The sequence below is a fragment of the Pseudomonas sp. NPDC086112 genome, from assembly GCF_044746425.1.
Classification (GTDB): Bacteria; Pseudomonadota; Gammaproteobacteria; order Pseudomonadales; family Pseudomonadaceae; genus Aquipseudomonas.
The window spans coordinates 1-26367 of the sequence record NZ_JBIVCD010000057.1 but is presented as its reverse complement, the minus strand read 5'-3'; the positions used below and the strand labels follow the sequence as shown (position 1 = coordinate 26367).

Annotated in this window: 22 protein-coding genes, 1 tRNA gene and 1 pseudogene; 10 read left to right on the top strand and 14 right to left on the bottom strand. The window is 58.8% G+C overall.

Going from position 1 to position 26367, the window contains the following annotated elements; genetic code table 11:
- The first annotated feature begins 184 nt into the window (after window positions 1-184).
- The 3 genes from ACIPLA_RS26390 to ACIPLA_RS26380 are packed head-to-tail and all read left to right on the top strand — an operon-like array spanning window position 185 to window position 3750.
- Window positions 185-844 (top strand): paraquat-inducible protein A, encoded by a 660-nt coding sequence (locus ACIPLA_RS26390; RefSeq protein ID WP_218399330.1) that lies wholly within the window; start codon window positions 185-187, stop codon window positions 842-844.
- Complete coding sequence (locus ACIPLA_RS26385) at window positions 831-1454, top strand: paraquat-inducible protein A (RefSeq protein ID WP_007896874.1); 624 nt, start codon at window positions 831-833, stop codon at window positions 1452-1454. Before ACIPLA_RS26390 ends, ACIPLA_RS26385 begins: the two co-directional genes overlap by 14 nt.
- Entirely contained in the window at window positions 1447-3750 is a 2304-nt protein-coding gene (locus ACIPLA_RS26380) for a PqiB family protein (RefSeq protein ID WP_218399331.1), read from the top strand. Before ACIPLA_RS26385 ends, ACIPLA_RS26380 begins: the two co-directional genes overlap by 8 nt.
- Window positions 3751-3862: 112 nt before the next feature.
- Here the strand turns inward: ACIPLA_RS26380 and mksF are convergent, their stop codons facing one another.
- From mksF to mksB, 3 genes are read right to left on the bottom strand one after another with little or no spacing between them, the layout of a single operon-like run.
- Complete coding sequence (mksF, locus tag ACIPLA_RS26375) at window positions 3863-6703, bottom strand: Mks condensin complex protein MksF (RefSeq protein WP_401177219.1); 2841 nt, start codon at window positions 6701-6703, stop codon at window positions 3863-3865.
- Complete coding sequence (gene mksE, locus ACIPLA_RS26370) at window positions 6700-7401, bottom strand: Mks condensin complex protein MksE (protein WP_192345446.1); 702 nt, start codon at window positions 7399-7401, stop codon at window positions 6700-6702. Before mksE ends, mksF begins: the two co-directional genes overlap by 4 nt.
- Window positions 7391-8668: an Mks condensin complex protein MksB gene (mksB, locus tag ACIPLA_RS26365; RefSeq protein ID WP_401177216.1), complete on the bottom strand. Its 1278-nt coding sequence runs from the start codon at window positions 8666-8668 to the stop codon at window positions 7391-7393. The genes mksE and mksB overlap by 11 nt, the downstream gene beginning before the upstream one ends.
- Before the next feature lie 206 nt (window positions 8669-8874).
- On the opposite strand from mksB, the gene ACIPLA_RS26360 reads away from it, so the two are divergent.
- Window positions 8875-9615 carry an energy transducer TonB gene (locus ACIPLA_RS26360; RefSeq protein WP_218399371.1) on the top strand — a complete coding sequence of 247 codons (741 nt, stop codon included), beginning with the start codon at window positions 8875-8877 and terminating at the stop codon, window positions 9613-9615.
- Window positions 9608-10060 carry a ribosomal protein S18-alanine N-acetyltransferase gene (rimI, locus tag ACIPLA_RS26355; protein ID WP_123501339.1) on the top strand — a complete coding sequence of 151 codons (453 nt, stop codon included), beginning with the start codon at window positions 9608-9610 and terminating at the stop codon, window positions 10058-10060. The genes ACIPLA_RS26360 and rimI overlap by 8 nt, the downstream gene beginning before the upstream one ends.
- Window positions 10061-10171: 111 nt before the next feature.
- On the opposite strand, the gene ACIPLA_RS26350 is transcribed toward rimI, so the two are convergent.
- Complete coding sequence (locus tag ACIPLA_RS26350; RefSeq protein ID WP_218399333.1) at window positions 10172-10576, bottom strand: serine kinase/phosphatase; 405 nt, start codon at window positions 10574-10576, stop codon at window positions 10172-10174.
- Between the two features lie 183 nt (window positions 10577-10759).
- On the opposite strand from ACIPLA_RS26350, the gene can reads away from it, so the two are divergent.
- Window positions 10760-11404, top strand: a complete 645-nt coding sequence (can, locus tag ACIPLA_RS26345) for a carbonate dehydratase (RefSeq protein ID WP_052965823.1) — start codon at window positions 10760-10762, stop codon at window positions 11402-11404.
- Between the two features lie 6 nt (window positions 11405-11410).
- Here can and ACIPLA_RS26340 read toward each other — a convergent pair whose 3' ends face one another.
- Both ACIPLA_RS26340 and ACIPLA_RS26335 read right to left on the bottom strand, forming a co-directional pair.
- Window positions 11411-11935, bottom strand: coding sequence for an SET domain-containing protein-lysine N-methyltransferase (locus ACIPLA_RS26340; RefSeq protein ID WP_123501337.1), 525 nt, complete (start codon window positions 11933-11935; stop codon window positions 11411-11413).
- 180 nt (window positions 11936-12115) lie between these two features.
- Complete coding sequence (locus ACIPLA_RS26335; RefSeq protein WP_401177211.1) at window positions 12116-13288, bottom strand: hypothetical protein; 1173 nt, start codon at window positions 13286-13288, stop codon at window positions 12116-12118.
- A 239-nt stretch (window positions 13289-13527) separates the two neighbouring features.
- On the opposite strand from ACIPLA_RS26335, the gene ACIPLA_RS26330 reads away from it, so the two are divergent.
- The 3 genes and pseudogenes from ACIPLA_RS26330 to ACIPLA_RS26320 all read left to right on the top strand — a co-directional run bounded on the left by ACIPLA_RS26330 (window position 13528) and on the right by ACIPLA_RS26320 (window position 16276).
- Window positions 13528-14841 carry an MFS transporter gene (locus ACIPLA_RS26330; protein ID WP_401177208.1) on the top strand — a complete coding sequence of 438 codons (1314 nt, stop codon included), beginning with the start codon at window positions 13528-13530 and terminating at the stop codon, window positions 14839-14841.
- A gap of 70 nt (window positions 14842-14911) precedes the next feature.
- Window positions 14912-15736, top strand: a pseudogene (locus ACIPLA_RS26325) (PAS domain-containing protein); the annotation flags it as partial.
- A gap of 108 nt (window positions 15737-15844) precedes the next feature.
- Entirely contained in the window at window positions 15845-16276 is a 432-nt protein-coding gene (locus ACIPLA_RS26320; RefSeq protein ID WP_401177227.1) for a methyl-accepting chemotaxis protein, read from the top strand.
- A 129-nt stretch (window positions 16277-16405) separates the two neighbouring features.
- Here ACIPLA_RS26320 and ggt read toward each other — a convergent pair whose 3' ends face one another.
- From ggt to ACIPLA_RS26305, 3 genes are all read right to left on the bottom strand, one after another.
- Window positions 16406-18250, bottom strand: a complete 1845-nt coding sequence (gene ggt / locus ACIPLA_RS26315) for a gamma-glutamyltransferase (protein WP_401177205.1) — start codon at window positions 18248-18250, stop codon at window positions 16406-16408.
- Window positions 18251-18399: 149 nt separating this feature from the next.
- A tRNA-Met gene (locus ACIPLA_RS26310) sits at window positions 18400-18476 on the bottom strand.
- A gap of 116 nt (window positions 18477-18592) precedes the next feature.
- Window positions 18593-20650 (bottom strand): methyl-accepting chemotaxis protein, encoded by a 2058-nt coding sequence (locus ACIPLA_RS26305; RefSeq protein ID WP_401177202.1) that lies wholly within the window; start codon window positions 20648-20650, stop codon window positions 18593-18595.
- 322 nt (window positions 20651-20972) lie between these two features.
- Here ACIPLA_RS26305 and ACIPLA_RS26300 point away from each other — a divergent pair, with 322 nt between their 5' ends.
- Window positions 20973-22190: an MFS transporter gene (locus tag ACIPLA_RS26300; RefSeq protein ID WP_401177198.1), complete on the top strand. Its 1218-nt coding sequence runs from the start codon at window positions 20973-20975 to the stop codon at window positions 22188-22190.
- A gap of 15 nt (window positions 22191-22205) precedes the next feature.
- On the opposite strand, the gene ACIPLA_RS26295 is transcribed toward ACIPLA_RS26300, so the two are convergent.
- The 5 genes from ACIPLA_RS26295 to prs all read right to left on the bottom strand — a co-directional run.
- Complete coding sequence (locus ACIPLA_RS26295) at window positions 22206-23219, bottom strand: 1-aminocyclopropane-1-carboxylate deaminase (protein ID WP_123501325.1); 1014 nt, start codon at window positions 23217-23219, stop codon at window positions 22206-22208.
- A gap of 162 nt (window positions 23220-23381) precedes the next feature.
- Complete coding sequence (ychF, locus tag ACIPLA_RS26290) at window positions 23382-24482, bottom strand: redox-regulated ATPase YchF (RefSeq protein WP_123501323.1); 1101 nt, start codon at window positions 24480-24482, stop codon at window positions 23382-23384.
- Between the two features lie 22 nt (window positions 24483-24504).
- Window positions 24505-25089 (bottom strand): aminoacyl-tRNA hydrolase, encoded by a 585-nt coding sequence (gene pth, locus ACIPLA_RS26285; RefSeq protein WP_007905795.1) that lies wholly within the window; start codon window positions 25087-25089, stop codon window positions 24505-24507.
- Window positions 25090-25257: 168 nt separating this feature from the next.
- Window positions 25258-25857 carry a 50S ribosomal protein L25/general stress protein Ctc gene (locus tag ACIPLA_RS26280; protein ID WP_401177224.1) on the bottom strand — a complete coding sequence of 200 codons (600 nt, stop codon included), beginning with the start codon at window positions 25855-25857 and terminating at the stop codon, window positions 25258-25260.
- Window positions 25858-25999: 142 nt separating this feature from the next.
- Window positions 26000-26367: ribose-phosphate diphosphokinase (gene prs, locus ACIPLA_RS26275; protein ID WP_401177193.1), on the bottom strand; the 368-nt coding region annotated here is incomplete at its 5' end.

Here is a 26367-nt window from a genome sequence, read left to right as displayed (position 1 = left end):
GGGTTTCCCCATGTGAGAGTAGGTCATCGTCAAGATTAAATTCCGAAACCCCTATCTGCGTATGCAGGTAGGGGTTTTGTTTTGTCCGCAGGAAAAGAGCACTCTGGCGACAATACAAAATTGCACAGTTATTTTCGAGTCAGGACACTAGAATAGGTCCAACTTTTTTGGAGCCAGAGCCTTTATGCCAGATCCGGTTGACGCCCCAGGGCTGTCAGATTTACCGCTGGACGACTTGGTAGCGTGTCATGAGTGCGACTTGCTGATGCGCAAGCCTGAGCTTGCTCATGATGAGAAAGCCATCTGTGTACGCTGCGGTTATGAGCTGTATGCCCATCGACACAATGTCGTGCAGCGTAGTCTCGCCTTGGTCATTGCCGCGCTGTTGTTGTTCATCCCGGCGAACTTTTTACCCATCATGCAGCTCCATCTACTCGGACAGTCGTCGCACGATACTGTCTGGAGTGGCGTTGTCGGTCTGTTCGATACCGGTATGCGAGGCGTAGCGGCAGTGGTATTCCTTTGCAGCATGGGGATTCCGCTGCTCAAGCTGCTTTGCCAGCTGTTCGTGCTGCTGAGTATTCGCTTCGATATCGGACGCAGTTATGGCCTGCTGCTCTACCGCATTTATCACCATCTACGGGACTGGGGGATGCTCGAGGTTTACCTCATGGGCGTACTGGTTGCGATCGTCAAATTGGCCGATATGGCGGCGATCACCGTAGGTCTTGGTCTGGCGTGCTTCATCAGTTTGTTGTTGGTTCAGGTCTGGCTGGAAGTAGTGATGTCACCGCACCAGATCTGGCAGGCTCTATCAGGAGAAGATGCCCATGCGGGCGATTGATGCAGGCATTTTGATTTGTGCCGAATGCCACGAGTTGAATAAACAGGAAGCCGATACCGACGAGCAGGTGTGCACTCGCTGCGGTGCGCTGGTTCACGCCCGCCGCCCGAACAGTCTGATGCGTACTTGGGCGTTATTAATCACGGGCGCGATTCTCTACATCCCGGCCAATGTACTACCGATCATGACCGTCAATTCCCTGGGGCAGGGCGATCCGAGCACCATTATGTCCGGTGTGATCCAGCTGGTTCAGCACGGCATGATTCCAATCGCTGCCGTGGTTTTTATCGCCAGCATCCTGGTACCCACGTTCAAGCTGGTGGGCATCGCATTGCTGCTGTTTTCGGTGCAGCGCCGTCAGCCGCTTTCGGCACGCCAGCGCATTCTGATGTACCGCTTTATCGAGTTCATCGGCCGCTGGTCGATGCTGGATATTTTTGTAATCGCCATTCTGGTGGCGGTTGTGAATTTTGGACGGCTTGCCAGCATCGAAGCCAATCTTGGCGCCATCGCCTTCGCCAGTGTGGTGATTCTGACGATGCTTGCCGCAGTAACTTTCGATCCCCGACTGATTTGGGATAACACGGAGTCGGACGACGACCATGACTGATTTGCCTAAAGCGAAAACCCGACCGGCCTCGAACTGGTCAGCTATTTGGGTGTTGCCCCTGATCGCCTTGATCATCGGCGGCTGGCTCGGCTGGCGTGCCTACAGCGAGACGGGCATCGAGATTCAGGTGCGCTTCGAAAGTGGCGAAGGCATTCAGGCCAACAAGACCGAAGTTGTCTACAAAGGCATGTCGGTCGGCAAGGTGAAAGCCCTCAAACTCGATGACGAAGGCAGCTCCAAAGGAGTGATCGCTACCATCGAGATGAATAAAGACGTGGAGCAATACCTGAGGACCAGCACGCGGTTCTGGCTGGTCAAACCGAGCGTGACCCTGGCCGGTATCACGGGCCTGGAGACGCTGGTTTCGGGTAACTACGTGGCCGTTAGCCCAGGCGAAGGCGAGCCGACCCGCAAGTTCAAGGCCCTGGCCCAGGAGCCTCCGCTATCGGACGCGCAACCCGGCCTGCACTTGACCATCAAGGCTGATCGCCTGGGCTCGCTGAATCGGGGCAGCCCGGTGTTCTACAAGCAGATTCAGGTCGGTCAGATCAAAAGCTATGTGCTGTCCGCAGACCAAAGCACTGTCGAACTCAAAGTCTTCATTGAACCGACCTACGCCAGCCTGGTGCGTAAACACACGCGTTTCTGGAATGCCAGCGGCATCAGTATCGACGCCAACCTTTCTGGTGTGAAAGTACGTAGCGAGTCCCTCGCCAGCATCGTCGCTGGTGGTATTGCATTTGCCACTCCGGAAAATCGCAAGGACAGCCCGCCTACCGATCCAAGCCTGCCGTTCCGTCTCTATGAGGATTTCGATGCGGCTGCAGCCGGTATTCGGGTCAAGGTCAAACTCAGCGATTTCGAAGGCCTGCAGTCCGGTCGTACGCCGGTGATGTACAAAGGTATCCAGGTCGGCAATTTGAAAACGCTCAAGGTTGATCCCGACCTGTCCAGTGCGACTGCCGAGTTGACTCTCGACCCGCTGGCCGAGGACTACCTGGTCACCGGCACTCAGTTCTGGGTGGTAAAACCATCGATTTCGCTCGCCGGTATTACAGGCCTGGAAGCGCTGGTCAAAGGCAACTACATTGCCGTGCGCCCAGGCGACAAGGGCGGTGCGCCGCAACGCGAGTTCGAAGCACGGCCCAAGGCCCCGCCGCTGGACCTGCGTTCGCCCGGCCTGCATTTGGTGTTGTTCACCGACAACCTTGGTTCTCTGGAAGTCGGCAGTCCGATTCTCTACAAACAGGTCAAGGTCGGATCGGTTCAAAGCTATCAATTCTCCCGCACCAAAAAGCAGCTGGTGATCGGGGTGCATATCGAGAAGGAATACGAAGGGCTGGTCAACGCCTCGACGCGTTTCTGGAATGCCAGCGGCATTACGCTCACCGGTGGATTAACCGGCGGCATCCAGGTCAAAAGTGAGTCGTTACAGAGCCTGATGGCCGGTGGCATCGCCTTCGAAACCCCGGAAGCCAAAGCGCCGTTGCAAAAGCGTATTCCGCGTTTCCGCCTGCATGCCAACCATGATGAGGCAACGCAGAAAGGCACTATGGTGACAATCAAGGTCGACCGCGCCGATGGCCTGCGCAGTGGCACGCCGGTTCGATTCAAAGGCCTGGACGTTGGCAAGATTGAGGACGTCGACCTCAGTGATGACCTGCAATCAGTACTGCTGACCGCGCGGATCACCGAAGTGCCGGAGCGTATCGCTCGGGTCGGCAGTCAGTTCTGGGTGGTCAAACCTGAGCTCGGTCTGATTAAAACTTCGAACCTCGACACTTTGGTCACAGGGCAATACATCGAAGTACAACCGGCACCGAAGAACCTCGGCCCACAGAAGACTTTCGTGGCCTTGACCAATCCTCCGGAAATCGCCAAGGAAGAGGCTGGTTTAAGCCTGGTGTTGAGCGCTGCTCGTCGGGGTTCGCTGAAGTCAGGCGTCCCTGTCACCTATCGCGAAATCACGGTAGGCAAGGTGACCGGCTATGAACTGGGCCAGACGGCTGATCGAGTGTTGGTGCACATCCTGATCGAGCCGAAGTACGCGCCGCTGGTGCGCAGTGGCACGCGGTTCTGGAACACCAGTGGTTTTGGTTTTGACTACGGCTTGTTCAAAGGCGCGACAATACGCACCGAATCGCTGGAGACGCTGGTTCAGGGCGGCATTGCGTTTGCCACACCGGATGGCGACCGCATGGGGGCTCCGGCGCGGCCCGAGCAAACATTCCCGCTGTTCGACCAGTTCGAAGATGAGTGGCTGACCTGGGCGCCGAAGATTTCGATCGGCAAGTAGTTATTGCGTCAGTGATGACGCCTTCGCGGGCAAGCCTCGCTCCTACAATGAAAAGATAAAAAAGGCCGCGATCCATTGGATCGCGGCCTTTTTATTGGCTTCGATTAAAGCGTCAAACCGCGTCCAGCTCCGGTTCATCCGCCTGCACGTTGATGGTTGCCTTCACTTCATCGTGGCGACGAATGTACTTCCAGTCCGCCTCGTCGATGTAAATGCCGTTCGGGCCGCTGCCGCCTTCCAGGTCGATGGCGACACTGGCGCAAACTTGCGGCTTCACACTCGCCAGAATCGGCACGAAACCCAATTGCAGGCTGGTTTCCAGCAGTGCTGCCTGGTTCTTCTCGTCGATGTCCGCCGCTTCGTCGAGGTAGTACGGCAGGCGCACGCGACCGGCCTGATCGCGGTCCATCAAGTGCAGCAACAAGTACATGTTGGTCAGCGCCTTGATGGTCATGGTGGTGCCGTTGGACGCCGCGCCGTCGATGTCGGTGTGGATCACCGGTTGGCCGTTGACCTTGGTGATCTCGAACGCCAGCTCGAACAGATCCTTGAGGCCGAGCTGGTTGTGGTTCGCCGCCACCAGCCGCGCCAGGTATTCCTTGGCCTCTTCGTTCTTGTTGTCTTGATCGGCGCTTTGGCTCAGGTCGAAGACGGAAAGGGTTTCGCCTTCTTCGTACTGACCGGCGCTGTGGATGATCTGGTCAATGTGCTTGAGCGCTTCCTTGTTCGGCGCGAGCACGATGCGGAAGCTTTGCAGGTTGGAGACCTGGCGCTTGTTGATCTCGCGGTTGAACAGCGCCAGTTGATGTTCGAGGCTGTCATAGTCGCTGCGAATGTTACGCAGGGTCCGGGCGATGTCGGTGACGGCTGCACGACGGGCCTTGCCGAGAGTCAGGGCTTCGTCGGTGCGGTGTGCGTAAGCGTTGATCAGCAGTTGCAGGCGACGCTCCATATCGTCTTCGCTGTCGAACTTGGCCACGCCCTTGAGGCGAACCTGAGCATAGAGCGCGTCGATCTGCCCGTCGCTGCGCAGCAGGCCTTGCCAGCTGTCCTGATAGTCGTTGAGCAACGGCAGCAGGTTGTCCATGGAGTCGTCGACCGGGTCCATGAACGGCGTGCCGAATGGCAGGTCCGCCGGCAACAGCTGACGACGGCGCAAGGCGTCGTCGAGGGTGCGTTGCTTGGCTTCCATATCGCCGATCTGCCGGCCGACCAGCTGCAGCTTGGCCGACAGTTGCTGGACGCGCTCGGTGAAGGCATCGCTGGAACGCTTCAATTCGTCCTGAGCAGCTTCCATCTGCGCCAACTGCTCAAGCTTGTCCCCTTCCTCGGCGCTCAGGGTTTGCGCGCGGCGGAAATCTTCCAGGGCTTTCTGCGCATCCAGCACTTGCTGGTACAGCGCTTCAGTCTGGGTCTTGCTGGCCGCGCGGTCGGCTGCCACGGCAGCCTGAGTTTTCAACTGCTTGAGTTCTTTTTCCAGGCGATCTTTCTGATCGCGCAATGCCGCGCGGTCGGCCAAGGCTTGCAGCGCCGGCGGCTCGATGTGCGAGATGTCAATGGACAGGCCCGGCACTTCGAAACGCTCGCCTTTGAAGCCATCGAGGATCAGCTCCATGGATTTGACCCACTGACCGTCCTCGTCCAGCGTAATGCCGTGTTCACCCAGCGGGAGGCTGAACAGTGCGCTGTTGAACAGGCGCATCAGGCGCTCGACGTCCTGCTGTGAAAACTCTTCGCGCAAACGGGCGTAGCTGTTGTTGTCGGCGTGATCGAGTTGTTGCTTGACCGACTTCAGGCGTTTTTCCAGATCCCGCAGACGCTCTTCGAGGTCTTCGGCACTGAACTGCCGCGACTGGGCCAGCGCACCGGCCAGTTCGTCGTGCGCGTCCTTGGCGGCGAGCAGTTGCTGCTCGAGGACTTTGACGTCATCGACCAGCGCGAAGCGATGCTTGAGCACCGACAACTCGCCGAGCCAGCGCTGGATGCCGGTGATTTCCCGCTCCAGACGCATCAGCTCCTGAGTGCCGCCGCGTTGATCGTTTTGCAGCGCGTCCTGCTCGTTGCGGTAGTGCTCGGCCTGAATCGTCAGTTCTTCCTTGCGCGCACTGGCGTAGTCCGACCAGGTGCCGAGCAGGGAGTCGAGCAGCGGCGACAGGCGATGCAGTTTGCCGCGCAGGATGTCCCGCTGTTTCACGCCGTTGGCCAAGGCTTCAACCAATGGGCCGGCAGCGACCAGCGAGTTGTAGTCCTGCTCCATGCGGCGAACATCACGGAAGGCTTCCTCGCACGCGGCGATGTAATCGACGCTGCCGGAACGCAGGCTGTGTTCGAAGGCATCGAGGAACAGCTGCTTGAGTTTGGCCGCGGTGATTTCGCGCATGTGCAACAAGTTGATGAACAGCGCGCGGAAGGTCTTCAGGCTCTGCTCGCTGGTGGAGCGCAGCGGGATCAGCGTCAGGTCCAGCGGAATAGAGGTGTGACCGCCCACCAGCAAACGACGCAGTTCATCCGGCTTGAGTTCATAGGCTTTCAGGCCTTCGCGCTCAAGGTTGGTGAACAGCTCTTTCTGCCGCAGGCAGGTATCGTCTTTCTGGTAATGGGCCAGATCGAGTTTGCCGGCATAGGCAAAGAACTGGTGACCGAAACCGCCGCCCGGGCCGCGTCCGACCACGCCAATCACGTGCGGGCCGTGGGGCAGGGAGACTTCCACCAGGATGTAACTGGTGTCCGAGGCGAAGTAGAAACGCCGGGATTGTTCCAGGCTGTACTTGCCGAAACTCATGTCCGACATGCGTGCAAGAATCGGGAACTGCAAGGCGTTGATCGATGCGGATTTACCGAGGTTGTTCGCCCCGTAAACCGACAGCGGCTCTTCCAGCGGGAACAGGCCGAGGCTGTAACCGGCGGTGTTCAAAAGGGCAAAGCGGCGAATGCCGTAGCGTTCCTTGCTCATGCGTCGGTCTCCTGTTCTTCGGCAATGGCGCGGGCCAGGGCGTCTTCTTCGCTTTCTTCAGCGAAGTCACTCAGATCCAGCGGGTCGTCTGTTTGCAGCAGTTTTTCATCGCTGTCGTCATCGATCAGCACGGGCACCGGCAATGGCAGGACGCTGTGCAGGCTGGCCGCCAGATCACGGTCCTGCTGAACCGACAGGCAAACATCAAGGAAGCGATGCATCGGCGGCAGGAAACGGTAAACGCCGTTTTCTTCGCTGGCGAAACCGAGCTGAGTCATGCGGCGCATGATTTTTTCTTCGAGTTCTTCGACGGTCTGCACTTCTGCCTGGATAAACAGGTCGCGGTATTTCTCCAGCAACGATGGCAACTCATCGCGGCCGAGGCTGCCGCCGTCGAGCACGGCGACCGGGTCACGGCCCTGATCGGCCAGATGCTCGACAAGGATGAAGGTAAACAGCGCCAGACGTTGCGCGGTCTTGTTTACCGCCGCAGCGGCAAGGTCCGGCACAAAGTAGTAGAAACCCCGGGTGTCGCAGACCAGTTCAAAGCCCAGTGCCTTGAACAGCGTGCGGTACTGGTCCTGGAAGTTCGACAATTGCGCGTACAGCTCCGGGTCGCGGCGGCTGACGTGGTAGCCCTTGAACAGCTCGCGAAAGATCGGCGCCAGCTGGGACAGTTCGGATAGATCAAGATGCATGTGGGATGCTCGCAGAATCCTCGGCGGCGGTGTCGCCGGCCGAGAGCAGGGCGAAGGAGCGCAGGCTGACCTGATGCTCGTGAGTGTGGTAATCGCGGCGTTCCAGACGCTCGCGTTTGAAGCGCTTCTCCCGCGACAGGCGCGAGAACCAATAAAGCAATTCGTCGGTAGCGCCGTCCGGCTCCTGTTCCAGCAGCCAGGTCATCAGGTCCGGCATTGGCAGGGCGTCTTCGCAACGTTCGAGCATTTCCCGAACCGTGCGTGGCGCGCGCGGGGCTTCGCCTTTCTGGGTCTTGTGCGCCTTGGGGAAACGCGCCGGTTTTGGTTCGAAACGGGCCAAGGCGTACACGTAGGCTTCGACTTGACTGGCGCTGCCGAGGAAGGTGCTTTGCGGCCGGGTGAACATCGGCATCGCGGCTTGCGGTACCGCATCGATGCCTTTACGACGAATGGCCGACAGGGCCAGCGCCGCGCCACGGGTCACGGCGTTGTGGCGGCGGGCTTCTTCACGTAGCGGCAGGAGCAGTTCGCGGGCGTGACGCAAGGTTAGCTGGGCGCTGGTCTGCATTTCGAGGATGCGCGCGTGGGTGCGCAGCAGCATGTCATCGTCAACCAGATGGCCGAGGCGCTGCTGTTCGGAGAGCATCTTCAGCAGGACCGTTTCGACCTTACGCACGCCTTGTTCGAAGGCGCCGTCGGCGTTCACCAGTTCAATCATCGGCTCGACGTATTCGTCCCAGGTCGCCAGCACTTCAGCGTAGCGCTGACGCAGCGGGATCTGCCGATCGCTGGTTTTCGCCCGTTCGGCGACGGCCACCAACGCCTGTTCGTCGTTGTCGAGTTTTTTCAGCACATCGCGCACGCGCATGTCGAGCAGGCGCAATTGACGCGCCAGATCGTTGCCGTCGCGGATGTCGAACGCGTCCTGGATGTAACCGGCCAAGCGCTCAAGGTGACGCAAATAGGCTTCGATTTCCAGGCACAGGCCCAGACGGTGCTCACGGCGCAGGTAAGCGAGGAAGTCGTGGATCTGCGCATTGAGCTCGAAACGGTTCGGGCTTTTCGCCACGGGAACCAGAATGTCGAGGCGGATCCACACGTCCAGCAGGCTGGTGATGTCCTGCGGCGTACTGTCGAGTTGCTGGGCGGCCAGTTGCGTGCTCAGTTCGTGGAGGCTCAAGTAGCCTGGGTCGAAGTGCTCGCACAGTGGCTCCAGAAGTGCCCAGTGTTCAGCGAGGGCGCGCAAGACGCGCTTGGGTTCGATCATCGGAATGGCCGGCTGGTTGGCGATTAAAAGTCGCGATTGTACTGCATCACGCCCGTTGCGATTCACTCTCGGGACGGACAGTTGGCTTTCTATCGATCAAGCGCGGGCGATCTTGAGCGAAGGGCGGTAGAATCAACGCACTTTAGTTATCCACAAGTGGCCGACCTTTGCTTATCGAGTCCCGTCGCCGCGCTTATTTGACCGCCATGCAGGTGGTCAACTGGCTGCCGCGCACCGAATTGCCCTTTGCTGCGCCCTCGCGCCCCGAACTGCTGGAGATGCCCGAGCCATTGGTCGTCGCCCCGGTTGCGCCGGCTCCCGTGGCCGAGGCACCGATGGAGCCCGTGGTCAAACCGGCCGAACGGGTAAAAATCGAGGTGCCGCGGCCATCGTTGGCCAGCACCCGCACGAACGCCAAGGTCGAAGAAGAGGAGGCCCCGGTCGCGGTCAAGGCGCCGGTCGTGCCGCCACCGCGTTTCGCCCTTCAATTGCTGCGCGCAGGTCGTTGCCTGTTGCTGGTGGAATTACCCACAGGCGAAAGCTTCCAGACCCGCGATCCGGCCTATCTGTTGCTCAAGGACATGCTGCGCGCTGCCGGTCTGCCGGACAGCCCGCAGATTGTCGGCGAGCCGGTGCGCTGGCCACTGCTGGCTCGCGGCACCATGGATCAGGGGCCGGAAGCGGCTCGGGATTTCGTACAAGGCTTTCTGTCGGCCCGTCTCGAAGATGCTCCATGCGTCTGCCTGTGGCTGATCGGCTTGCCGGCGGTGCGTTTTGCCGGTGAGGCGAACGCCGAATCCTTCAACCGTGAACTTCAGGTCGAAGGCCTGGGTTCGGTCTGGGCCCTGCCGGGTCTGGAATTATTAATGGAACAGCCACAGCGTAAGGCTGATGTCTGGCAAGCCATGCGTCGGCTGATGGCGCGCTGGAAAGAATCGAATGAGTGACGCTGTATCGTTCCGCCCGATGACCGAGGCGGACTTGGACACTGTACTGAAAATTGAATACGCGGCTTACAGCCACCCCTGGACCCGCGGGATTTTTCTCGATGGCCTGGGCAAGTACCAGATCTGGCTGATGTTTGAAGGGCAGCAGCAGGTCGGTCATGGGGTGGTGCAGATCATTCTCGACGAGGCGCATTTGCTGAACATCACCGTCAAACCGGAAAATCAGGGCCGAGGCCTGGGTTTGACGCTGCTGGAGCACTTGATGTCGATTGCCTGCAAGGCAGAGGCACGGGAATGTTTTCTGGAAGTGCGCGACAGCAACCGGGCGGCATTTCGGTTGTATGAGCGGTATGGGTTCAACGAAATCGGGCGTCGGCGCGATTACTACCCCGCTGTTGGCGGGCGCGAAGATGCCGTGGTCATGGCCTGTACATTAGTGGATTGAGCCTTAAAAGCTTCGCGGGCAAGCCTCGCTCCTACGAGCAGAACACATGAACGGCCCAGAACCCGTAGGAGCGAGGCTTGCCCGCGAAGGTGTCCTCCCCGACGACAACGATCAACGCTTGCCATCCATTGGATCGCGCTGCGCCATCTCTGCTTCGTCCAACCCGTTGCCCCCGCCGATGTCGTCTTCATCGACAATGCTCAAATCCCAATCCGCCTGGCCGCCTTCACCCTCTTCGTGGGCATCCCGTGCGCCGTCTTCATGGATCAGGGTTTCCGGGCTCATGTCATCGTCGGTGGACTCATGGTCATTGGTCGAGCCTCCGGTCATGCCAGCTTCACGGACGCGTTCGTCGGACATCTTCTGCGCACGCTCGCGTTCGGGGATCAGGTCGCCGATTCTGGTGCCCGGTTCTTCCTCGTCGAAATCCAGCTCATGCACTGAGCCCATGCGGTCTTCGTTGTCGTCGATGGGCTCGGGTTGCGCCTTATCGAACGGACGTCGTGAATCAGTCATGGCATTCCCTCATACTGTAGGCCTTACTACAGTTGACCCACTGGGCTTGCGAGAATTCCACCGGCATGGAGCATCGGATAGCCATTAAATGCATCAGGGCATCATGGGGGATCTGCATCTTGCGCGTGACCCGGACAGACGGTTGTCTGTCAAACCAGCGCATCATTATCGAGGCTTCATTGCATGAACGAATTACAAGATCTGATTGATAACAATGAGCGCTGGGCCGACGCGATCACCCAGGAAGATCCTGATTTCTTCGCCAAGCTGGCCCGTCAACAAACCCCGGAATACCTGTGGATCGGTTGCTCCGATGCCCGCGTGCCGGCCAATGAAATCGTCGGCATGCTGCCGGGCGATCTGTTTGTGCACCGCAACGTGGCCAACGTTGTACTGCACACCGACCTCAATTGCCTGTCGGTGATTCAATACGCGGTCGATGTACTCAAGGTCAAACACATCCTGGTCACCGGCCACTACGGTTGCGGCGGTGTACGCGCCTCGATGCAGGACCGTCAGTTGGGCCTGATCGACGGCTGGCTGCGTTCGATTCGCGATCTCTATTATGAAAAGCGCGACGAACTGGCCAAGTTGTCCACCGAAGAGGAGCGGGTCGACCGCCTCTGCGAACTCAATGTGATTCAGCAGGTGGCCAACGTCGGTCATACCAGCATTGTGCAAAACGCCTGGCACCGCGGGCAGAGCTTGTCGATCCATGGTTGCATCTATGGCATCAAGGATGGACGCTGGAAAAGCCTGAACGCCACCATCAGCGGTTTCGAACAGTTACCACCGCAGTACCGTTTGCGTCCGGTCGAGGCGTTGTAAAGCCTTTTAGATGAGACTTCGTCGACGCCAGTGTTGAAAAAACTGTTCTCCATTGGCGTTCGGCGACTCGTCATAGCCGATGATCCAGCCACGGCAGGACGGACAACCGCAGCGGCAGGCGAACTGCCGCAGCAGCTTGTCTTCTGTCGCGGCGAAATCCATCGTCAGCCGGTCACCCTTTTTGATGTCCTTGAGCGCCCATATCCACAGTTCGCTCATGTCGAGAAAGACGTTGGGGTCGCAGGAGTGGTTCAGTAGACCGCAGAAGCGCGGATCGTAGACGTGGATGCCTGGCGCCAGCTGCCGGGTGTGTCGGCAGCGATAGGGCAACAGATGTCCAGAAACCCTGCAGATTCGGCTGATGCGGGGGAACTCGCGCAGTGCCATGACAGCTATTGCCGATCCCTGAGTGTTGCAGATGATTTCAAAGTCGTCTTTGGAGGGGAATCCAAGGCGAAGGGGCAACTCTACAAACGGATAGATGCCATTTGATGGCGGTGGGGGTATTGCCTGTTCTGCATGAGCTCTCATAACAATCCTTGTCAGTCGAGTGCTACGACCGCCGTCTACTGACATCCTGTCAGCCCTGCAGCACATGGGTATGCCCCAAGGCTCTCGCAAATGAAACCATCAGTCTACTGTCAAATATGACAGGCGAAAAAGGCTCTTTCCCGCGTCAGCCATGGCTCACGCGGGAAAGACTTTCATCGTTTACAAGTGCGGGGCAGGAGCAGAGGTCGCAAGAGACGGGCTCTTCAGCTGTTTCAGCTGGGATTTGACCGTCGTTGTTGCGCATTTGGCCACGGCCTGTTCAGGCGTCAGGTTGCGGATCGAGGTGTAGAACAGTTCGCAGGTTTTTTCTTTCTGGGTCACTTGCCAGGTTTGAGTACAGCTTTTCAGCTGAACGGTAGGGTCAGTGCCCGGTTTGCTGCCCATCCCGGCCTGCCAGCACGCGGCGCTCAAATCCTGGCCCATGACTTTCAGCCCTGCAGCGTCCGCCTTGGCCTGGGCATCGCTGCCGCTGTAGGCTTCGGGATCGGCGGCGTACCAGATGTAGCTCGGGTGGTTGGAACCCAGTACTGGTACTTTCACACCCTCGCTCGGGCTGATGGTTGCCAGGCCCAGGACGTCTACGGTCGGCCCGTATTGTTGCTTGATCCAGTTACGCACCGGTGCGCCGAAAGCAACCATTGGCAACGCTGCGCCGCTGGCGTTCTGGCTGACTTCCTTGACCATGGTGGTCTGGTAATCCTTGAAGTAGTCGTAGACGCCTTCAAGGTCCTTACCGGCGCTGGATGGCGCGGCAATCGGCGCGATGTCGATGATGGTCTGATAGCCCGGTGTCTGGTCGGCGGGGATGCCATTGGCAGTCAGCAGCGTGGCCCAACGGTCGGTCGTCTTGGACTCCAGGTAGTCCTGGGCCTGGGTCAGCGAGTAATCCGGCGGGAAGTGCAGCAATTCGACGCTTTTGCGATTTTCCAGCGCCATGCCCAGCGGAAGGAACAAGTACCAGTTGTAGGTCCATTTGCCATCGGCACTCAGTTTGCTGGCGCCGTTGTAAGCCAAATCCCCAGCCTGGAGCAATGCGGTCAGTGGCTTGTCATAGCCTTTGGGCACACCGCTGATAGTGGCGTAGAGCTGCTTGTTGTCGGTTTTGACCACTACTTTTGCGGTGTTGTAGCCATCGCGTTGTACGCTTTGAGTCAGGTAGTGCTCGACGGTCTGTTCCAGTGTCCAGTTGCGATAGCAGATGACGTTGCAGTTGTTGGGATAGGCGAACAGTCGGGTAACACGTTCGGTACTGCCCAGATTCAGATCGACATCGGCGTGAGCGGCGGCACTCAGAGTGAGTGCGGCCAGGGTGAGTCCTGCGAGTTTGAACATGCTCAGATCCTTTTCAGCGTGAGCCCTCGGAGGCAGGGCGGGTACATCTTGAAACTACTTGTGTCGAGCGGTCTAGTGCCCATCTGAAAACATTTCCAGTCCAGGAGTGCCCTTCATACTGGAAGGTACGCGCTAGCAGCGCGGTATGGCATTGGGATTCCAGGGCTAGCGGGTTGTCCACAAGCGCATTTGCGTAGACCATGGGCGCCTTGGTTTTTTGCCTGCCAGAGTTCTTTTCCATGACTGCCAACACAGATGCGCGCCCGGCGCCCTTCACCCGCTCGGACTACAAAACACTGGGGCTAGCAGCCCTTGGCGGCGCGTTGGAAATCTACGATTTCATCATTTTCGTATTTTTCGCGCTGACCCTCAGCCAACTGTTCTTCCCACCCGAAATGCCTGAGTGGCTGCGTCTGCTGCAAAGCTTCGGGATTTTCGTTACCGGCTACCTGGCGCGGCCGTTGGGCGGGATCCTGATGGCACATTTCGCCGATCGACTGGGGCGCAAGAAGGTTTTCAGCCTGAGCATCCTGACGATGGCGTTGCCGTGTCTGCTGATCGGGATCATGCCGACCTACGCCCAGATCGGTTATTTCGCACCGTTGTTGCTATTGGGCCTGAGAGTCCTGCAAGGCGCGGCGGTAGGCGGTGAAGTGCCGAGTGCCTGGGTGTTCGTGGCCGAGCATGCACCGGTCGGGCATCGCGGCTATGCCCTCGGTTTCCTACAGGCGGGGCTGACCTTCGGCTACTTGATCGGAGCCCTGACGGCGACATTTCTGGCACAGACGTTCACCCCGGCGGAAATTCTTGATTACGCCTGGCGCTACCCGTTTCTGTTGGGCGGTGTGTTTGGCGTCATCGGTGTCTGGCTACGTCGCTGGCTCAGTGAAACCCCGGTATTCATGGCGATGCAGGCCCAACGCGAGGCTACTGTGGAACTGCCGCTGCGCACGGTCCTGCGGGAGCATCGCCTGGCGATGCTGCCGGCGATGATCCTCACCTGCGTGCTGACCTCGGCCGTGGTGGTATTCGTGGTCATTACCCCGACCATGATGCAAAAAACCTTCGGCATGACCGCCAGTCATACCTTCGCCCTGAGTGCCTTGGGCATCGTGTTTCTGAACATCGGCTGTGTGCTCGCGGGGCTGCTTGTCGATCGCATCGGCGCTTGGCGCACGGTGATGCTGTATAGCCTGCTGCTGCCTCTGGGTATTGGCGTGCTCTACACCTGCCTGATCATTGAAGGCCAGTGGCTCGGTCTGGCCTATGCAGTGGCAGGCCTCTCTTGCGGGGTAGTCGGCGCAGTGCCGTCGGTGATGGTCAGCCTGTTTCCGGCGCGGATTCGCGTCTCGGGGATTTCCTTTACCTACAACATTGCCTACGCCGCCTGGGCCAGCGTCACACCGCTGTTGTTGATCGGTCTGATGCCGTGGAGTCCGTGGATTTGTGTGATTTTCTGCGCAGTGATGGGGGCGGTGGGCATCAGCAGTGCGGCGTACTTTGGCGCGCGAGTACCGCGAATTGGGCGCTGTTCGGTAGCCGGTGCGGTATAAAGGTGTTCGTGTTGCCACTATTTTTGTAGGACAACCCTGAAACACTCTTCAGAAAATATCCCCAAAGCCGATGGCTAGGCTGTATGCAGCTTTTTATCCTTGTCCATCGGTGCTTCCCATGTTCAACAAACGCTTGAAGCAGGAGCTGTCGGCTCTTCGCGAAGAACTCTCCAGCCTTCAGCAAGTCAAGGAGAGCCTGGACAGCGAGATGCTGGTCCTGACCCTTGATTCCGATGGCAGGATTCAATCGGCCAACCAGAACTTCATGGGTGAAATGCTCTACAAGGGCAACGAGCTGGACGGCCGGCACATCGAAGACATCGTCCCGGCTCATGTGAAGTCGGACGAATTCCACCGCCGCTTCAAGACTGCACTGACCCGTGGCGAGCATTTTGCCGGCACGGTTCGTTTATTGCGGGGCAATGGTGCCGAAGCCTGGTTGCGGTCGATCATGCAGCCGGTGCGCTCCGGGGATGGCCGGATCAAACACTTCTCGATTTACTCCAGCGACCTGACCCGCACCATCGAGGCGTCTCGTGAACATGAGAACCTGATCGGCGCGCTAGTGCGCTCGACGGCGGTCATCGAGTTCGACCTCAATGGCAACGTGCTGACGGCCAACGAGCGGTTTCTCAACGGCATGGGTTACAGTCTGGCGCAGGTTCAGGGCAAACATCACCGCACCTTCTGTGAATCAGAGGAATACAACAGCCCCGAGTATCAGAACTTCTGGCGCCGCTTGAACGCCGGCGAATTTGTGGCCGATCGTTTCAAGCGTATCGATAGCCACGGTAACGTGGTCTGGCTGGAGGCTTCCTACAACCCAGTCGTCGACGCCAACAACAAGCTCTACAAAGTGGTCAAGTTCGCTACGGTGATAACCGATCAGGTCAATCAGGAGCAGGCCGTCGCCGAAGCGGCCAACATCGCCTACAGCACTTCGTTGCAAACCGACAGCAGCGCCCAGCGCGGTACCACTGTAGTGACTCAAGCGGTGGACGTCATGCGTGACTTGGCCAAACATATGCAAACTGCTGGCGAAGGCATCGAGGCGCTGAACGAGCAATCACTGGTGATTGGCACCATCGTCAAAACCATCAGTGGCATCGCCGAACAAACCAACCTGCTGGCGCTCAACGCGGCCATCGAAGCCGCTCGCGCCGGTGAGCAGGGTCGAGGTTTTGCCGTGGTGGCTGATGAAGTCCGGCAACTGGCCTCGCGAACCAGCCAGGCGACCGACGAAATTGTCGGCGTTGTGCGCCAGAACCAGGACATGGCGCGCAACGCCGTGGCCCTGATGACCGATGGCAGACTCCAGGCCGAACAGGGGCTGGCGCTGGCGGCGGAGGCGGGCACAGTGATCGTCGAAATCCAGGACGGGGCGCAGAAAGTGGTTAACGCGGTTGGGCAGTTTGCCAATCAGTTATCGACTTGATGCTCGCTGTGCGGCGTGAATAGCCCTAAAAAGGCCAGGCCTGCTTTTGCGGCTTGATCAGACCAGGATTCTTCGCTAACAAAAAAAGGCCTACCTCCCGGTAAGCCTTTTCTTATTCCTGCGTACGACTCAATCCCCCAACGCTTCTCCCTCACGTCGCGGATCGGCCCCGCCGGCCAACGCGGCTTTGCCCTGTGCATCCTTGACCTGAACAATCGCCTGAGTCCCGCTGGTCATGTCGATCTCGTTCACGTTGTGCCCTTTGTCCTTCAGTGCCTGAATCAGCTCTGTGCTGAACTGACCCTGTTCCAGTTCGGTCGGGCCGTTACGGCTGCCGAAATTGGGCAGGCTGATGGCCGCTTGCGGGTCGAGGTTCCAGTCGAGCAGGCCGATGGTGGATTTGACCACGTATTCGATGATCTGCGAGCCGCCGGGGGAGCCGACGGTAGCCAGGAACTCGCCGTTCTGACGGTCGAAGATCAGCGTGGGCGCCATGGACGAGCGCGGACGTTTACCCGGTTCAACACGGTTGGCGACTTTTTGCCCATTCTCTTCGGGAATGAACGAGAAGTCGGTCATCTGGTTGTTGAGCAGGAAACCCTGGACCATCAGGTGCGAGCCAAATGCTGCCTCCACGGTGGTGGTCATCGATACGGCGCCGCCTTCGTCATCGACTGCTACCACTTGCGAGGTGGAGATGCGCAGTGGCGAGCGGTCCGGCGCATAGGCAACCCGAATGCCCGGCGGGGTACCGGGTTTGGCCTGCCCCATGCTGCGATCGCCAATCAAGGAGGCGCGGCTGGTCAGATAAGTCGGGTCGATCAGACCTTTTACCGGCACAGGTACGAAGTCGGTGTCGGCGACGTACTGCGCTCGGTCGGCGTAAGCCAGGCGCTCGGCTTCGGCGATCAGGTGCACCGCTTCTGGGGCGGGTTCGATGCCTGCCGGTTTGCTGGTCTTGAGCGGTTTGAGTGGTGCCAGGGCAAAACGCGGGCCGCGGGATTCCAATGCCTGCAAGGTGCCAAGAATTTGCGCCACGGCGATCCCGCCCGACGACGGTGGCGGCATGCCGCAAACCTGCCAGCGTTTGTAGTCGGTGCATAACGGCGCGCGTTCCTTGGCCTTGTAGTCTTGAAGATCGTTTAGCGACAGGCTGCCGGGGTTGGCGTGGCCCTGAACCTTGGCGATGATCTCTTTTGCGATTGACCCTTTATACAGGGCATCGGGACCTTCCTTGGCGATGCGCTTGAACACTGCGGCCAGTGCCGGGTTTTTCAGCTGTGTACCGATGGCTTTCGGGCTGCCATCGGCATTCAGAAAGTAGGCGGCCATGTCTGGTGAACGCTGTATGAACGCGTCTGCCGCGATCAGTTGATGCAGGCGTGGCGAAATGGCGAAGCCTTGTTCCGCCAGTTCGATGGCGGGCCCGAACAACTTCGCCCACGGCAGACGACCGTGCTTTTGATGGGCCAGCTCCAGCGCCCGCAATACACCCGGCGTCCCCACCGAGCGCCCGCCGATCTGTGCCTGGGTGAACGGCATCGGTTTGCCGTCGGCTTGCAGGAACAGTTTCTCGGTAGCGCCGGCCGGAGCGGTTTCGCGCCCGTCATAGGTACGTACAGCCTTGCCATCCCACAGCACAATCAACGCGCCACCGCCGATGCCCGACGATTGCGGTTCGACCAGCGTCAACACCGCTTGCATGGCAATGGCCGCATCAATCGCCGAACCGCCCTGACGCAGCATCTCCCGCCCGGCTTCGGCTGCCAGCGGGTTGGCGGCTGCGGCCATGTGTTTCGAGGCGTGCCGGGTCTGCAGGTCGGTGCGATAACCGGAGGCGATTTCTGGTGCGACCGGCAGGGTCGAGACTGACGGCGAAGAGGGCAGGGTATTACACGCGGCGAGGGTTAAAGCGGTGGCGATCAGCGAAAAAGCTGACAGGCGATAGCGACTCAAGTGGAAGGCTGAGAACACGCGGGGCACTCCGTCCATGGGATAAAATGTCCGGGGACTTTATCGGCCTGGGGGACGCGACGCAAATCAGGTCCGCTGTCCTGAAACAATGCCACTTTTCTCGAGGCATAAAAAAACGGCCTACCTTTCGGTAAGCCGTTTTTAGTACTTGGTGGCTACACAGGGACTTGAACCCCGGACCCCAGCATTATGAATGCTATGCTCTAACCAACTGAGCTATGTAGCCAAGTGGCGCGCATTATTCACCTGGAACGAAGATGCGTCAAGCGTAAATTTAAAATATTTCTCTACACTTTCAACCGCTTATCCCGCAGGCCCGAAAAATCGGGCTGGCGGAGGGCGTCAACTGAGCTGAAATCTGCCGGTATTGGCACTCAAGGCCTTACTGCCCTGGCTCAAGGTGTCTGCCGCAAGGTTCACCGCCCGTGCGCCGTCAAGTAAGCGTACCGCCGCCTGATCGACTTGCTGGATGTTGCCGCTGACTTCATCGGCGGTGCTCGCTTGCTCTTCGACAGCGGTGGCGATCTGCGCCAGGGTGTCGGTGACGCTCTGCACCGCGCTGGCGATTTCCCCCAGGCGCTCGCCGAGACCGGTGACGGCTTGCGCATCCGATTGTGCCTGGCCGCAGGCGGCTTCCATCAGGCTTACCGCTTCATTGACTGTGCTGCGCAAGCTGTCGACGGTACCGGCGATTTGTGCGGTGGAGGATTGGGTGCGTTGCGACAGGCTGCGCACTTCATCGGCCACTACGGCAAAACCACGACCTTGCTCACCGGCCCGTGCGGCCTCGATGGCGGCGTTGAGGGCCAGCAGGTTGGTCTGCTCGGCGACGCCGCGAATGGTATCGACCACCAATTGAATTTGCTGTCCTTGTTCGCTGACCCGACCCAATGCCGCTGCGGTGTCGTTCAAACGCTGATTGAGCTGCTGAATACTCGCTGTCGTGCGTTGGCTGTCACGGCTGCTGTCGGCGGCGATGCGCTGGGTGTGCTGAGCGCTGCCTGAGGCCTGTTCGCAACTCTGGGCGACCCCTTGAGAGGTCGCGGCCAATTGCGTGGCTGCAGCGGCGATCTGGCTGATCTGCAGTTGCTGAGCTTCGACTTCCCCAAGGGCGCCACTCGAGTGATGGTTCAGGGTGCGCACCGCGTTGCTCAGTTGCAGGGTTTCGTGATCGACCCCCAACAGACTGTTGCGCAGTTGCACCACGGCGACATTCAAGGCGGTGCTGATCGCCGCCAGTTCGTCGCGGCCCTGCACCGGTACTTGCAAGCTCAGGTTGCCGTCACGCAGCGCTTCGGCCAGGAGTGTGATGCCACTGGCGCTGCGACGGATCGAGGCCTGTAAACAGATAAACAGGTACAGCGCGGCCAGCAGCAGGCAGCCAAAAATTATCGCCACCAGAATGAACTGGCGAATGGCCGAGCCGTGGTAATAATCCAGCCGTTGATCCAGAGAAACCAACGATTGCTGACGCAACGAGGCGAGGTCGCCGAGGAGGGCGTCGAGGCTGCGTTCAAAGTCTTCCGGTTTGAGGTTGATGCTGCCGCCGAAGACGCCCTCGTCCAGCACTTTCAAACCGGCGTCCAGGTGTTTGAGGCTGTCGTGGTATTGCCCGGCCCAGGTTTGCAGTGCGCTGGGCAGGCGTGTTTCCAGCAGGCCAGCTGTTTTAACAAGCTGCTCCCGCGCATCGCCGATGCGGCTGCGCAAGTCCCGCAGTTGCAGGCGGCTTTGCAGGGTGAACTGCCCGGATACCACGGATGCCTGACCGACCGCGGCGAGACGTCCGACCCGTTCGATCAGGTCCGGTGCGTGTTGAGTGGAAATCTGCGTCAGCAGCCAGGTTTCCAGCCACGGTGCGAGGGTCAGGCGAGTGTCCATGGCGATTTGTTCGCGCAAGGCTTGCAGAGCACTCAAGGCATGGGTGAAGCGATCGTAACCGTCTGGCCACCAACCGACGTTGCTCAGGCTTTTCGAGTCCAGGCCGGTGAGGGCGGTTTGCAGAGCCTGGTAGCGGGTGAGGGTTTGACCCTCGGCGCCCTCGGTTTTCAGGGTATTGCCTAGGTCCGTAATGGCTTGGGCGACGGCCGGCTGAACCGCGTCGAACGCTGCCATCGCCGCAATGGTTGCGGGTGTCGGTTGGCGATTGGTTTCGGTGGCGCGCCAACGAGCGGCGCGGTCACGCTGGGCGGCGAGCAGGTTGTCGAGCGCATCGAGGGCGAGCAATTGCCGAACCCCGGCGCGTTCGCCAGAGATCAGGCTCAACTTGTCACGATAGTCCTGACCGATCATCCACAGGCTGCCTGCAAGTGGCAGGATAAACAGCAGAAACAGCAGCTGAAATTTACGCGCGAAACCGAATCGCCCCAGCAGCCCGATCCCCGGTGATAAAAAAGCCTGCATGCCCCATGACTCCTCTGGACACCACGCACCATTGGCGTGCGTCGAGGTCATTGCGACCGCGACTTGTGCCCTTCTAAAAGGCCTCGAAAGTTCACCCTTGGTCCGCTCTGTAGGCCGACTCTGTAGCGAAACTTCCCATTCTCGGTCCCCTTTGTAAGGGGCCGCGTTGAAGCGGATAAGCAAGGCAAGATTCAGACCATGGCGTTGCGCTATCACCTTTTATTAAGGTCGTTAGCAGGCTAAGGGGATGGCGCAACCGCACTAAAAAATGGCACATTGACCGACCTGCCTGTGCGCACCCATCCGCAGTACGGAAACTCTCATGGCCATCAGCAACGTTCAGTCCGCCGCGACGTCGGCGCCCGCCACTTCACAAAGCAGTCCGCTGGTCATGCGCATCATCGGCGCGGTGGCGCTGGCGCATTTGATCAACGACCTGATTCAGGCGGTATTGCCGTCGATCTATCCGATGCTCAAGGCCAGCTATGGCCTGACCTTCACCCAGATCGGCCTGATCACCCTGACTTTTCAACTGACGGCCTCGCTGTTGCAACCATGGGTCGGTTACCACACGGATCGTCATCCCAAACCCTGGCTGTTGCCGGCCGGTACCGTGTGCACATTGATCGGCATTCTGATGATGTCGGTGGTCGGAAGTTTTCCGATGATTCTGCTGGCGGCGGGGTTGATCGGTGTCGGTTCATCGACCTTTCACCCGGAAGCTTCTCGGGTGGCGCGATTGGCTTCGGGTGGGCGTTTCGGCTTGGCGCAGTCGACGTTTCAGGTCGGTGGTAATGCGGGCTCGGCCTTCGGGCCGTTGCTGGCGGCGGCGATCATCATTCCCTACGGTCAGGGTCATGTGGCCTGGTTCGGATTGTTCGCGCTGTTTGCGCTGTTCGTGCTGTATCGGATCAGTCGCTGGTACGCCAATCATCTGAATCTGTTCAAGCTCAAACAAGGTCAGGCAGCGACTCATGGCCTGTCGAAACGACGGGTGATCAGCGCACTGGTAGTGCTCGGGCTTCTGGTGTTTTCCAAGTACTTCTACATGGCCAGCCTGACCAGTTACTTCACGTTCTACCTGATTGAAAAATTCGACCTGTCGGTGGCCAGCTCGCAGCTGCATCTGTTCCTGTTTCTCGGTGCAGTAGCGGCTGGGACCTTCTTCGGCGGGCCGATCGGCGACAAGATCGGGCGCAAGGCGGTAATCTGGTTCTCGATCCTTGGCGTCGCACCGTTCACGCTGCTGCTGCCCCATGTGGACCTGTTCTGGACCAGCATCCTCAGCGTGGTGATCGGTTTCATCCTCGCCTCGGCGTTCTCGGCCATTGTGGTGTATGCCCAGGAGCTGGTGCCAGGGAACGTCGGAATGATTGCCGGCGTGTTCTTCGGACTGATGTTCGGTTTCGGCGGGATTGGCGCGGCATTGCTTGGGCATCTGGCGGATATTCACGGCATTGAATACGTGTACTTCCTGTGCTCGTTCTTGCCGCTGCTGGGGGTGTTGGCGATCTTCTTGCCAAGAACCCGAAAAGTCTGAGGCGGACCGGCAAAGTCAGCCGTTTCGATAGATATAGCTATACGCGTTAATCGCTGGTACCCCGCCGAGATGTGCATAAAGTACCTTCGAGCCCGTCGGGAAAAACCCCTGGCGGACGAGATCAATGAGGCCTTGCATGGATTTTCCCTCGTAGACCGGGTCCGTCATCATGCCTTCCATGCGAGCGCACAAACGGATGGCTGCGTTGGTTTCTTCTGATGGAATGCCGTAGGCCGGATAGGCGTAGTCTTCTTTAAGGACAACATCGTCAGCGGTGATTTCCTGGCCAAGCCCGATAAGCTGCGCCGTATGCTGAGCGATTGCCAATACTTGTGCCCTGGTTTGCTCAGGCGTGGCAGAGGCGTCAATACCAATCACATTGCGAGCACGACCATCCTTGGCGAACCCCACCAGCATGCCCGCATGGGTGGAGCCAGTCACCGTGCAGACGATGATGTAATCAAATTTGATCCCCATCCTGGCTTCTTGCTCGCGTACTTCTTCGGCAAAGCCGACATAGCCCAGACCTCCATATTTGTGCATGGATGCACCGGCGGGAATAGCATAGGGTTTGCCTCCTTTGGCCTTGACGTCCTCCAGCGCCCGCTCCCAGCTCTCGCGGATACCGATATCGAAACCTTCGTCGACGAATTCAATCTCCGCTCCCAGCACGCGGCTCATCAGAATATTCCCAACCCGGTCGTAGACCGCATCCGGGAATGGAACCCAGCTTTCTTGAACGAGACGGCACTTCATACCGAGTTTGGCCGCGACAGCTGCGACCTGGCGCGTGTGGTTCGACTGGACGCCACCGATGGACACTAACGTGTCTGCCTGCGAAGCGATTGCATCGGGAATGATGTATTCCAGCTTTCGGATCTTGTTGCCGCCAAACGCAAGTCCAGAGTTGCAGTCCTCACGTTTGGCATAGAGTTCGATATTGCCACCGAGACAGGCCGATAGACGATTCAGTTTCTCGATCGGTGTTGGGCCAAACATGAGTGGATAGCGTTCAAATTTCTCCAACATGACGGTTCTCCAGATCAGGGATGAGCCGTTTTTAGTCTAGCAGAGCACCTGTGAGGGAGTTGCGCGTTAGGCACCGCGATCCCAAAAAGCAAAATCCCCGTATCAGCGAGTGATTACGGGGATTTTCAGCCTATCGAGGTCCGTGTAAATCCACGGTTCCTGTTACACGTTAAAACGGAAGTGCATCACGTCGCCGTCTTTTACGATGTAATCCTTGCCTTCCAGGCGCCATTTACCAGCTTCTTTGGCGCCGGCTTCGCCCTTGTACTGAATGAAGTCGTCGTAAGCGATGACTTCGGCGCGGATGAAGCCTTTTTCGAAGTCGGTGTGGATCACGCCGGCGGCTTGTGGTGCGGTGGCGCCGACGCGGACGGTCCAGGCGCGGACTTCTTCGACACCGGCGGTGAAGTAGGTCTGCAGGTGCAGCATTTCGTAGCCAGCGCGGATTACGCGGTTCAGGCCAGGCTCTTCGAGACCCAGGGCTTCGAGGAACATGTCTTTCTCTTCACCGTCTTCCAGTTCGGCGATTTCGGCTTCGATCTTGTTGCAGACCGGAACCACCATGGCGCCTTCTTCTTCGGCGATGGCTTTGACGATGTCCAGCAGCGGGTTGTTCTCGAAACCGTCTTCAGCAACGTTGGCGATATACATGACCGGCTTGGTGGTCAGCAGATGGAAGCCACGAATCACCGCTTTGTCGTCGGCGCCCATGTTCTTCATCAGCGTGCGCGCTGGCTTGCCGAGGGTGAAGTGAGCGATCAATTGCTCCAGCAGGCCTTTCTGGACTACGGCGTCCTTGTCACCACCTTTGGCGTTACGGGCGACTTTCTGCAGTTGCTTCTCGCAACTGTCGAGGTCGGCGAAGATCAGTTCCAGGTCGATGATCTCGATGTCGCGTTTCGGGTCGACGCTGTTGGAGACGTGAATCACATTCTCGTCTTCGAAGCAGCGGACCACGTGAGCGATAGCATCGGTCTCGCGGATGTTGGCGAGGAATTTGTTGCCCAGGCCTTCACCTTTCGAGGCACCGGCAACCAGGCCGGCGATGTCGACGAATTCCATGGTAGTCGGCAGGATGCGCTTGGGATTGACGATGACCGCCAGGGCTTCCAGACGCGGATCCGGCATCGGCACGATACCGGTGTTCGGCTCGATGGTGCAGAAGGGGAAGTTCTCGGCCGCGATCCCGGATTTGGTCAGGGCGTTGAATAGGGTGGACTTGCCGACGTTAGGCAGGCCGACGATGCCGCAATTGAATCCCATGGTGTTTTCCCCGAGGAGTGAGTCAGGCCTTCTGGCTGTGCAGGTTTTTCATCGCGCGGTTCCATTCGCCGGCGAGGATATCCGGCAGCACGCCGAGGGCAAAGTCGATGCTGGCATCGAGTTTTTCCTGTTCGGCGCGTGGCGCACGACCCAGGACGAAATTTGAAACCATACTGGCAACGCCCGGGTGGCCAATGCCAAGCCGCAAGCGGTGAAAGGTATTCTGATTGCCCAGTTGCGCGATGATGTCGCGCAACCCGTTGTGACCGCCATGGCCGCCGCCCTGTTTGAGCTTGGCAACGCCCGGAGGCAGATCGAGTTCGTCATGCGCCACCAGGATTTCTTCAGGCTTGATGCGGAAGAAGCCGGCAAGTGCCGCGACGGCCTGGCCGCTGCGGTTCATGTAGGTGGTGGGAATCAGCAGACGAACATCCTGACCCTGATGCGAATAGCGCCCGGTCAGGCCGAAATATTTGCGATCGGCCACAAGGTTGACACCCTGCGCGTGCGCGATGCGCTCAACAAAAAGGGCCCCTGCGTTATGCCGGGTCTGTTCGTATTCAGCGCCTGGATTTCCCAGGCCAACGATCAGTTTGATGGCAGTCACGATAGGGGCCCTTCCTTGAAGTGATGGACAACATCGCCGCGATCAGGGGGTGCGGCGAAAGTGGACGACAAGTGCTCATTTACCATTATGTAAACTCCGCGTTCTCGCCCGCTTTCTCGCTACGCTCTAGTCCGCGATGTTCCGGTCACTCCGGCGAACAGAGTGAAATTACTCTGCTGCGCCTTCAGTAGCTTCTGGAGCAACACGTGGAGCGTGAACGTTGGCAACAGCCAGGTCGTTACCGTGAGCCAGAGCAACAAACTCAACGCCTTTAGGGGCTTTGAGGTCAGACAGGTGAATGATCGCGCCGACTTCGGCATCAGCCAGGTCAACTTCGATGAATTCAGGCAGGTCTTTCGGCAGGCACGAAACTTCGATTTCAGAAACAACGTGCGAAATTTCGCCGCCTTTCTTGATCGGAGCAGCTTCGCCAACGAAGTGTACAGGCACGATAGCGGTCAGTTTCTGGCCCGCTACAACGCGTACGAAGTCGGCGTGCATCACGTGGCCGTTGGCCGGGTGACGCTGCAGGGCTTTGATGATTACGTTTTGCTTGGTGCCACCAACGTTCAGCTCGATGATGTGGCTGTAAGCCGCTTCGTTTTCGAGCAGTTTGGCAACTTCTTTAGCCAGCATGCTGATGGATTCAGGGGCTTTTTCGCCACCGTAAACTACAGCTGGAACCAGGCTTGCGAGACGACGCAGGCGGCGGCTCGCACCTTTCCCCAGGTCGGAACGCACTTCAGCATTCAGAGTAAAATCGTTCATGTTGTATCTCCAAAATAACCACATTCGCCCCAGCGTTTGCGACCAGCGCTAAAGGCGATATGGGCAAAAAAGCCCCGCCCCGACAGGAATGCCGGGGCGGGGCGCTTTTCGTCAACGAGATGTAATGAAAAGGGCAGGGCCCTTAACGGAACATCGCGCTGATCGATTCTTCATTGCTGATGCGGCGGACCGCCTCGGCAACTACCGGCGCGATATCCAGTTGACGGATACGTGCACAGGCTTGTGCTGCAGCGGACAGCGGGATGGTATTTGTTACCACCAGCTCGTCCAGCACGGAATTTTCAATGTTTTCGATCGCTCGACCCGACAGCACAGGGTGCGTGCAGTAGGCGAAAACCTTGGCAGCGCCATGCTCTTTCAAGGCCTTGGCCGCGTGGCACAGAGTGCCGGCGGTATCGACCATGTCATCGACCAGAATACAGGTACGAAATTCGACATCACCGTTGATATGCATCACTTCCGAGTGATTGGCTTTCTCACGGCGTTTGT

Excerpts from the sequence above, each read along its gene's own strand:
- ACIPLA_RS26335 (WP_401177211.1), bottom strand. The coding sequence starts at position 13,288 with ATGTTCAAACTCGCAGGACTCACCCTGGCCGCACTCACTCTGAGTGCC.
- rimI (WP_123501339.1), top strand. The coding sequence starts at position 9,608 with ATGAGTGACGCTGTATCGTTCCGCCCGATGACCGAGGCGGACTTGGAC.
- mksE (WP_192345446.1), bottom strand. The coding sequence starts at position 7,401 with ATGCATCTTGATCTATCCGAACTGTCCCAGCTGGCGCCGATCTTTCGC.
- ACIPLA_RS26330 (WP_401177208.1), top strand. The coding sequence starts at position 13,528 with ATGACTGCCAACACAGATGCGCGCCCGGCGCCCTTCACCCGCTCGGAC.
- mksF (WP_401177219.1), bottom strand. The coding sequence starts at position 6,703 with ATGAGCAAGGAACGCTACGGCATTCGCCGCTTTGCCCTTTTGAACACC.
- ACIPLA_RS26360 (WP_218399371.1), top strand. The coding sequence starts at position 8,875 with ATGCAGGTGGTCAACTGGCTGCCGCGCACCGAATTGCCCTTTGCTGCG.
- ACIPLA_RS26385 (WP_007896874.1), top strand. The coding sequence starts at position 831 with ATGCGGGCGATTGATGCAGGCATTTTGATTTGTGCCGAATGCCACGAG.
- can (WP_052965823.1), top strand. The coding sequence starts at position 10,760 with ATGAACGAATTACAAGATCTGATTGATAACAATGAGCGCTGGGCCGAC.
- ACIPLA_RS26300 (WP_401177198.1), top strand. The coding sequence starts at position 20,973 with ATGGCCATCAGCAACGTTCAGTCCGCCGCGACGTCGGCGCCCGCCACT.
- ACIPLA_RS26320 (WP_401177227.1), top strand. The coding sequence starts at position 15,845 with ATGCGTGACTTGGCCAAACATATGCAAACTGCTGGCGAAGGCATCGAG.
- ACIPLA_RS26350 (WP_218399333.1), bottom strand. The coding sequence starts at position 10,576 with ATGACTGATTCACGACGTCCGTTCGATAAGGCGCAACCCGAGCCCATC.
- ACIPLA_RS26390 (WP_218399330.1), top strand. The coding sequence starts at position 185 with ATGCCAGATCCGGTTGACGCCCCAGGGCTGTCAGATTTACCGCTGGAC.
- ACIPLA_RS26380 (WP_218399331.1), top strand. The coding sequence starts at position 1,447 with ATGACTGATTTGCCTAAAGCGAAAACCCGACCGGCCTCGAACTGGTCA.
- ACIPLA_RS26305 (WP_401177202.1), bottom strand. The coding sequence starts at position 20,650 with ATGCAGGCTTTTTTATCACCGGGGATCGGGCTGCTGGGGCGATTCGGT.
- ychF (WP_123501323.1), bottom strand. The coding sequence starts at position 24,482 with ATGGGATTCAATTGCGGCATCGTCGGCCTGCCTAACGTCGGCAAGTCC.
- ACIPLA_RS26295 (WP_123501325.1), bottom strand. The coding sequence starts at position 23,219 with ATGTTGGAGAAATTTGAACGCTATCCACTCATGTTTGGCCCAACACCG.
- ACIPLA_RS26280 (WP_401177224.1), bottom strand. The coding sequence starts at position 25,857 with ATGAACGATTTTACTCTGAATGCTGAAGTGCGTTCCGACCTGGGGAAA.
- ACIPLA_RS26340 (WP_123501337.1), bottom strand. The coding sequence starts at position 11,935 with ATGAGAGCTCATGCAGAACAGGCAATACCCCCACCGCCATCAAATGGC.
- mksB (WP_401177216.1), bottom strand. The coding sequence starts at position 8,668 with ATGATCGAACCCAAGCGCGTCTTGCGCGCCCTCGCTGAACACTGGGCA.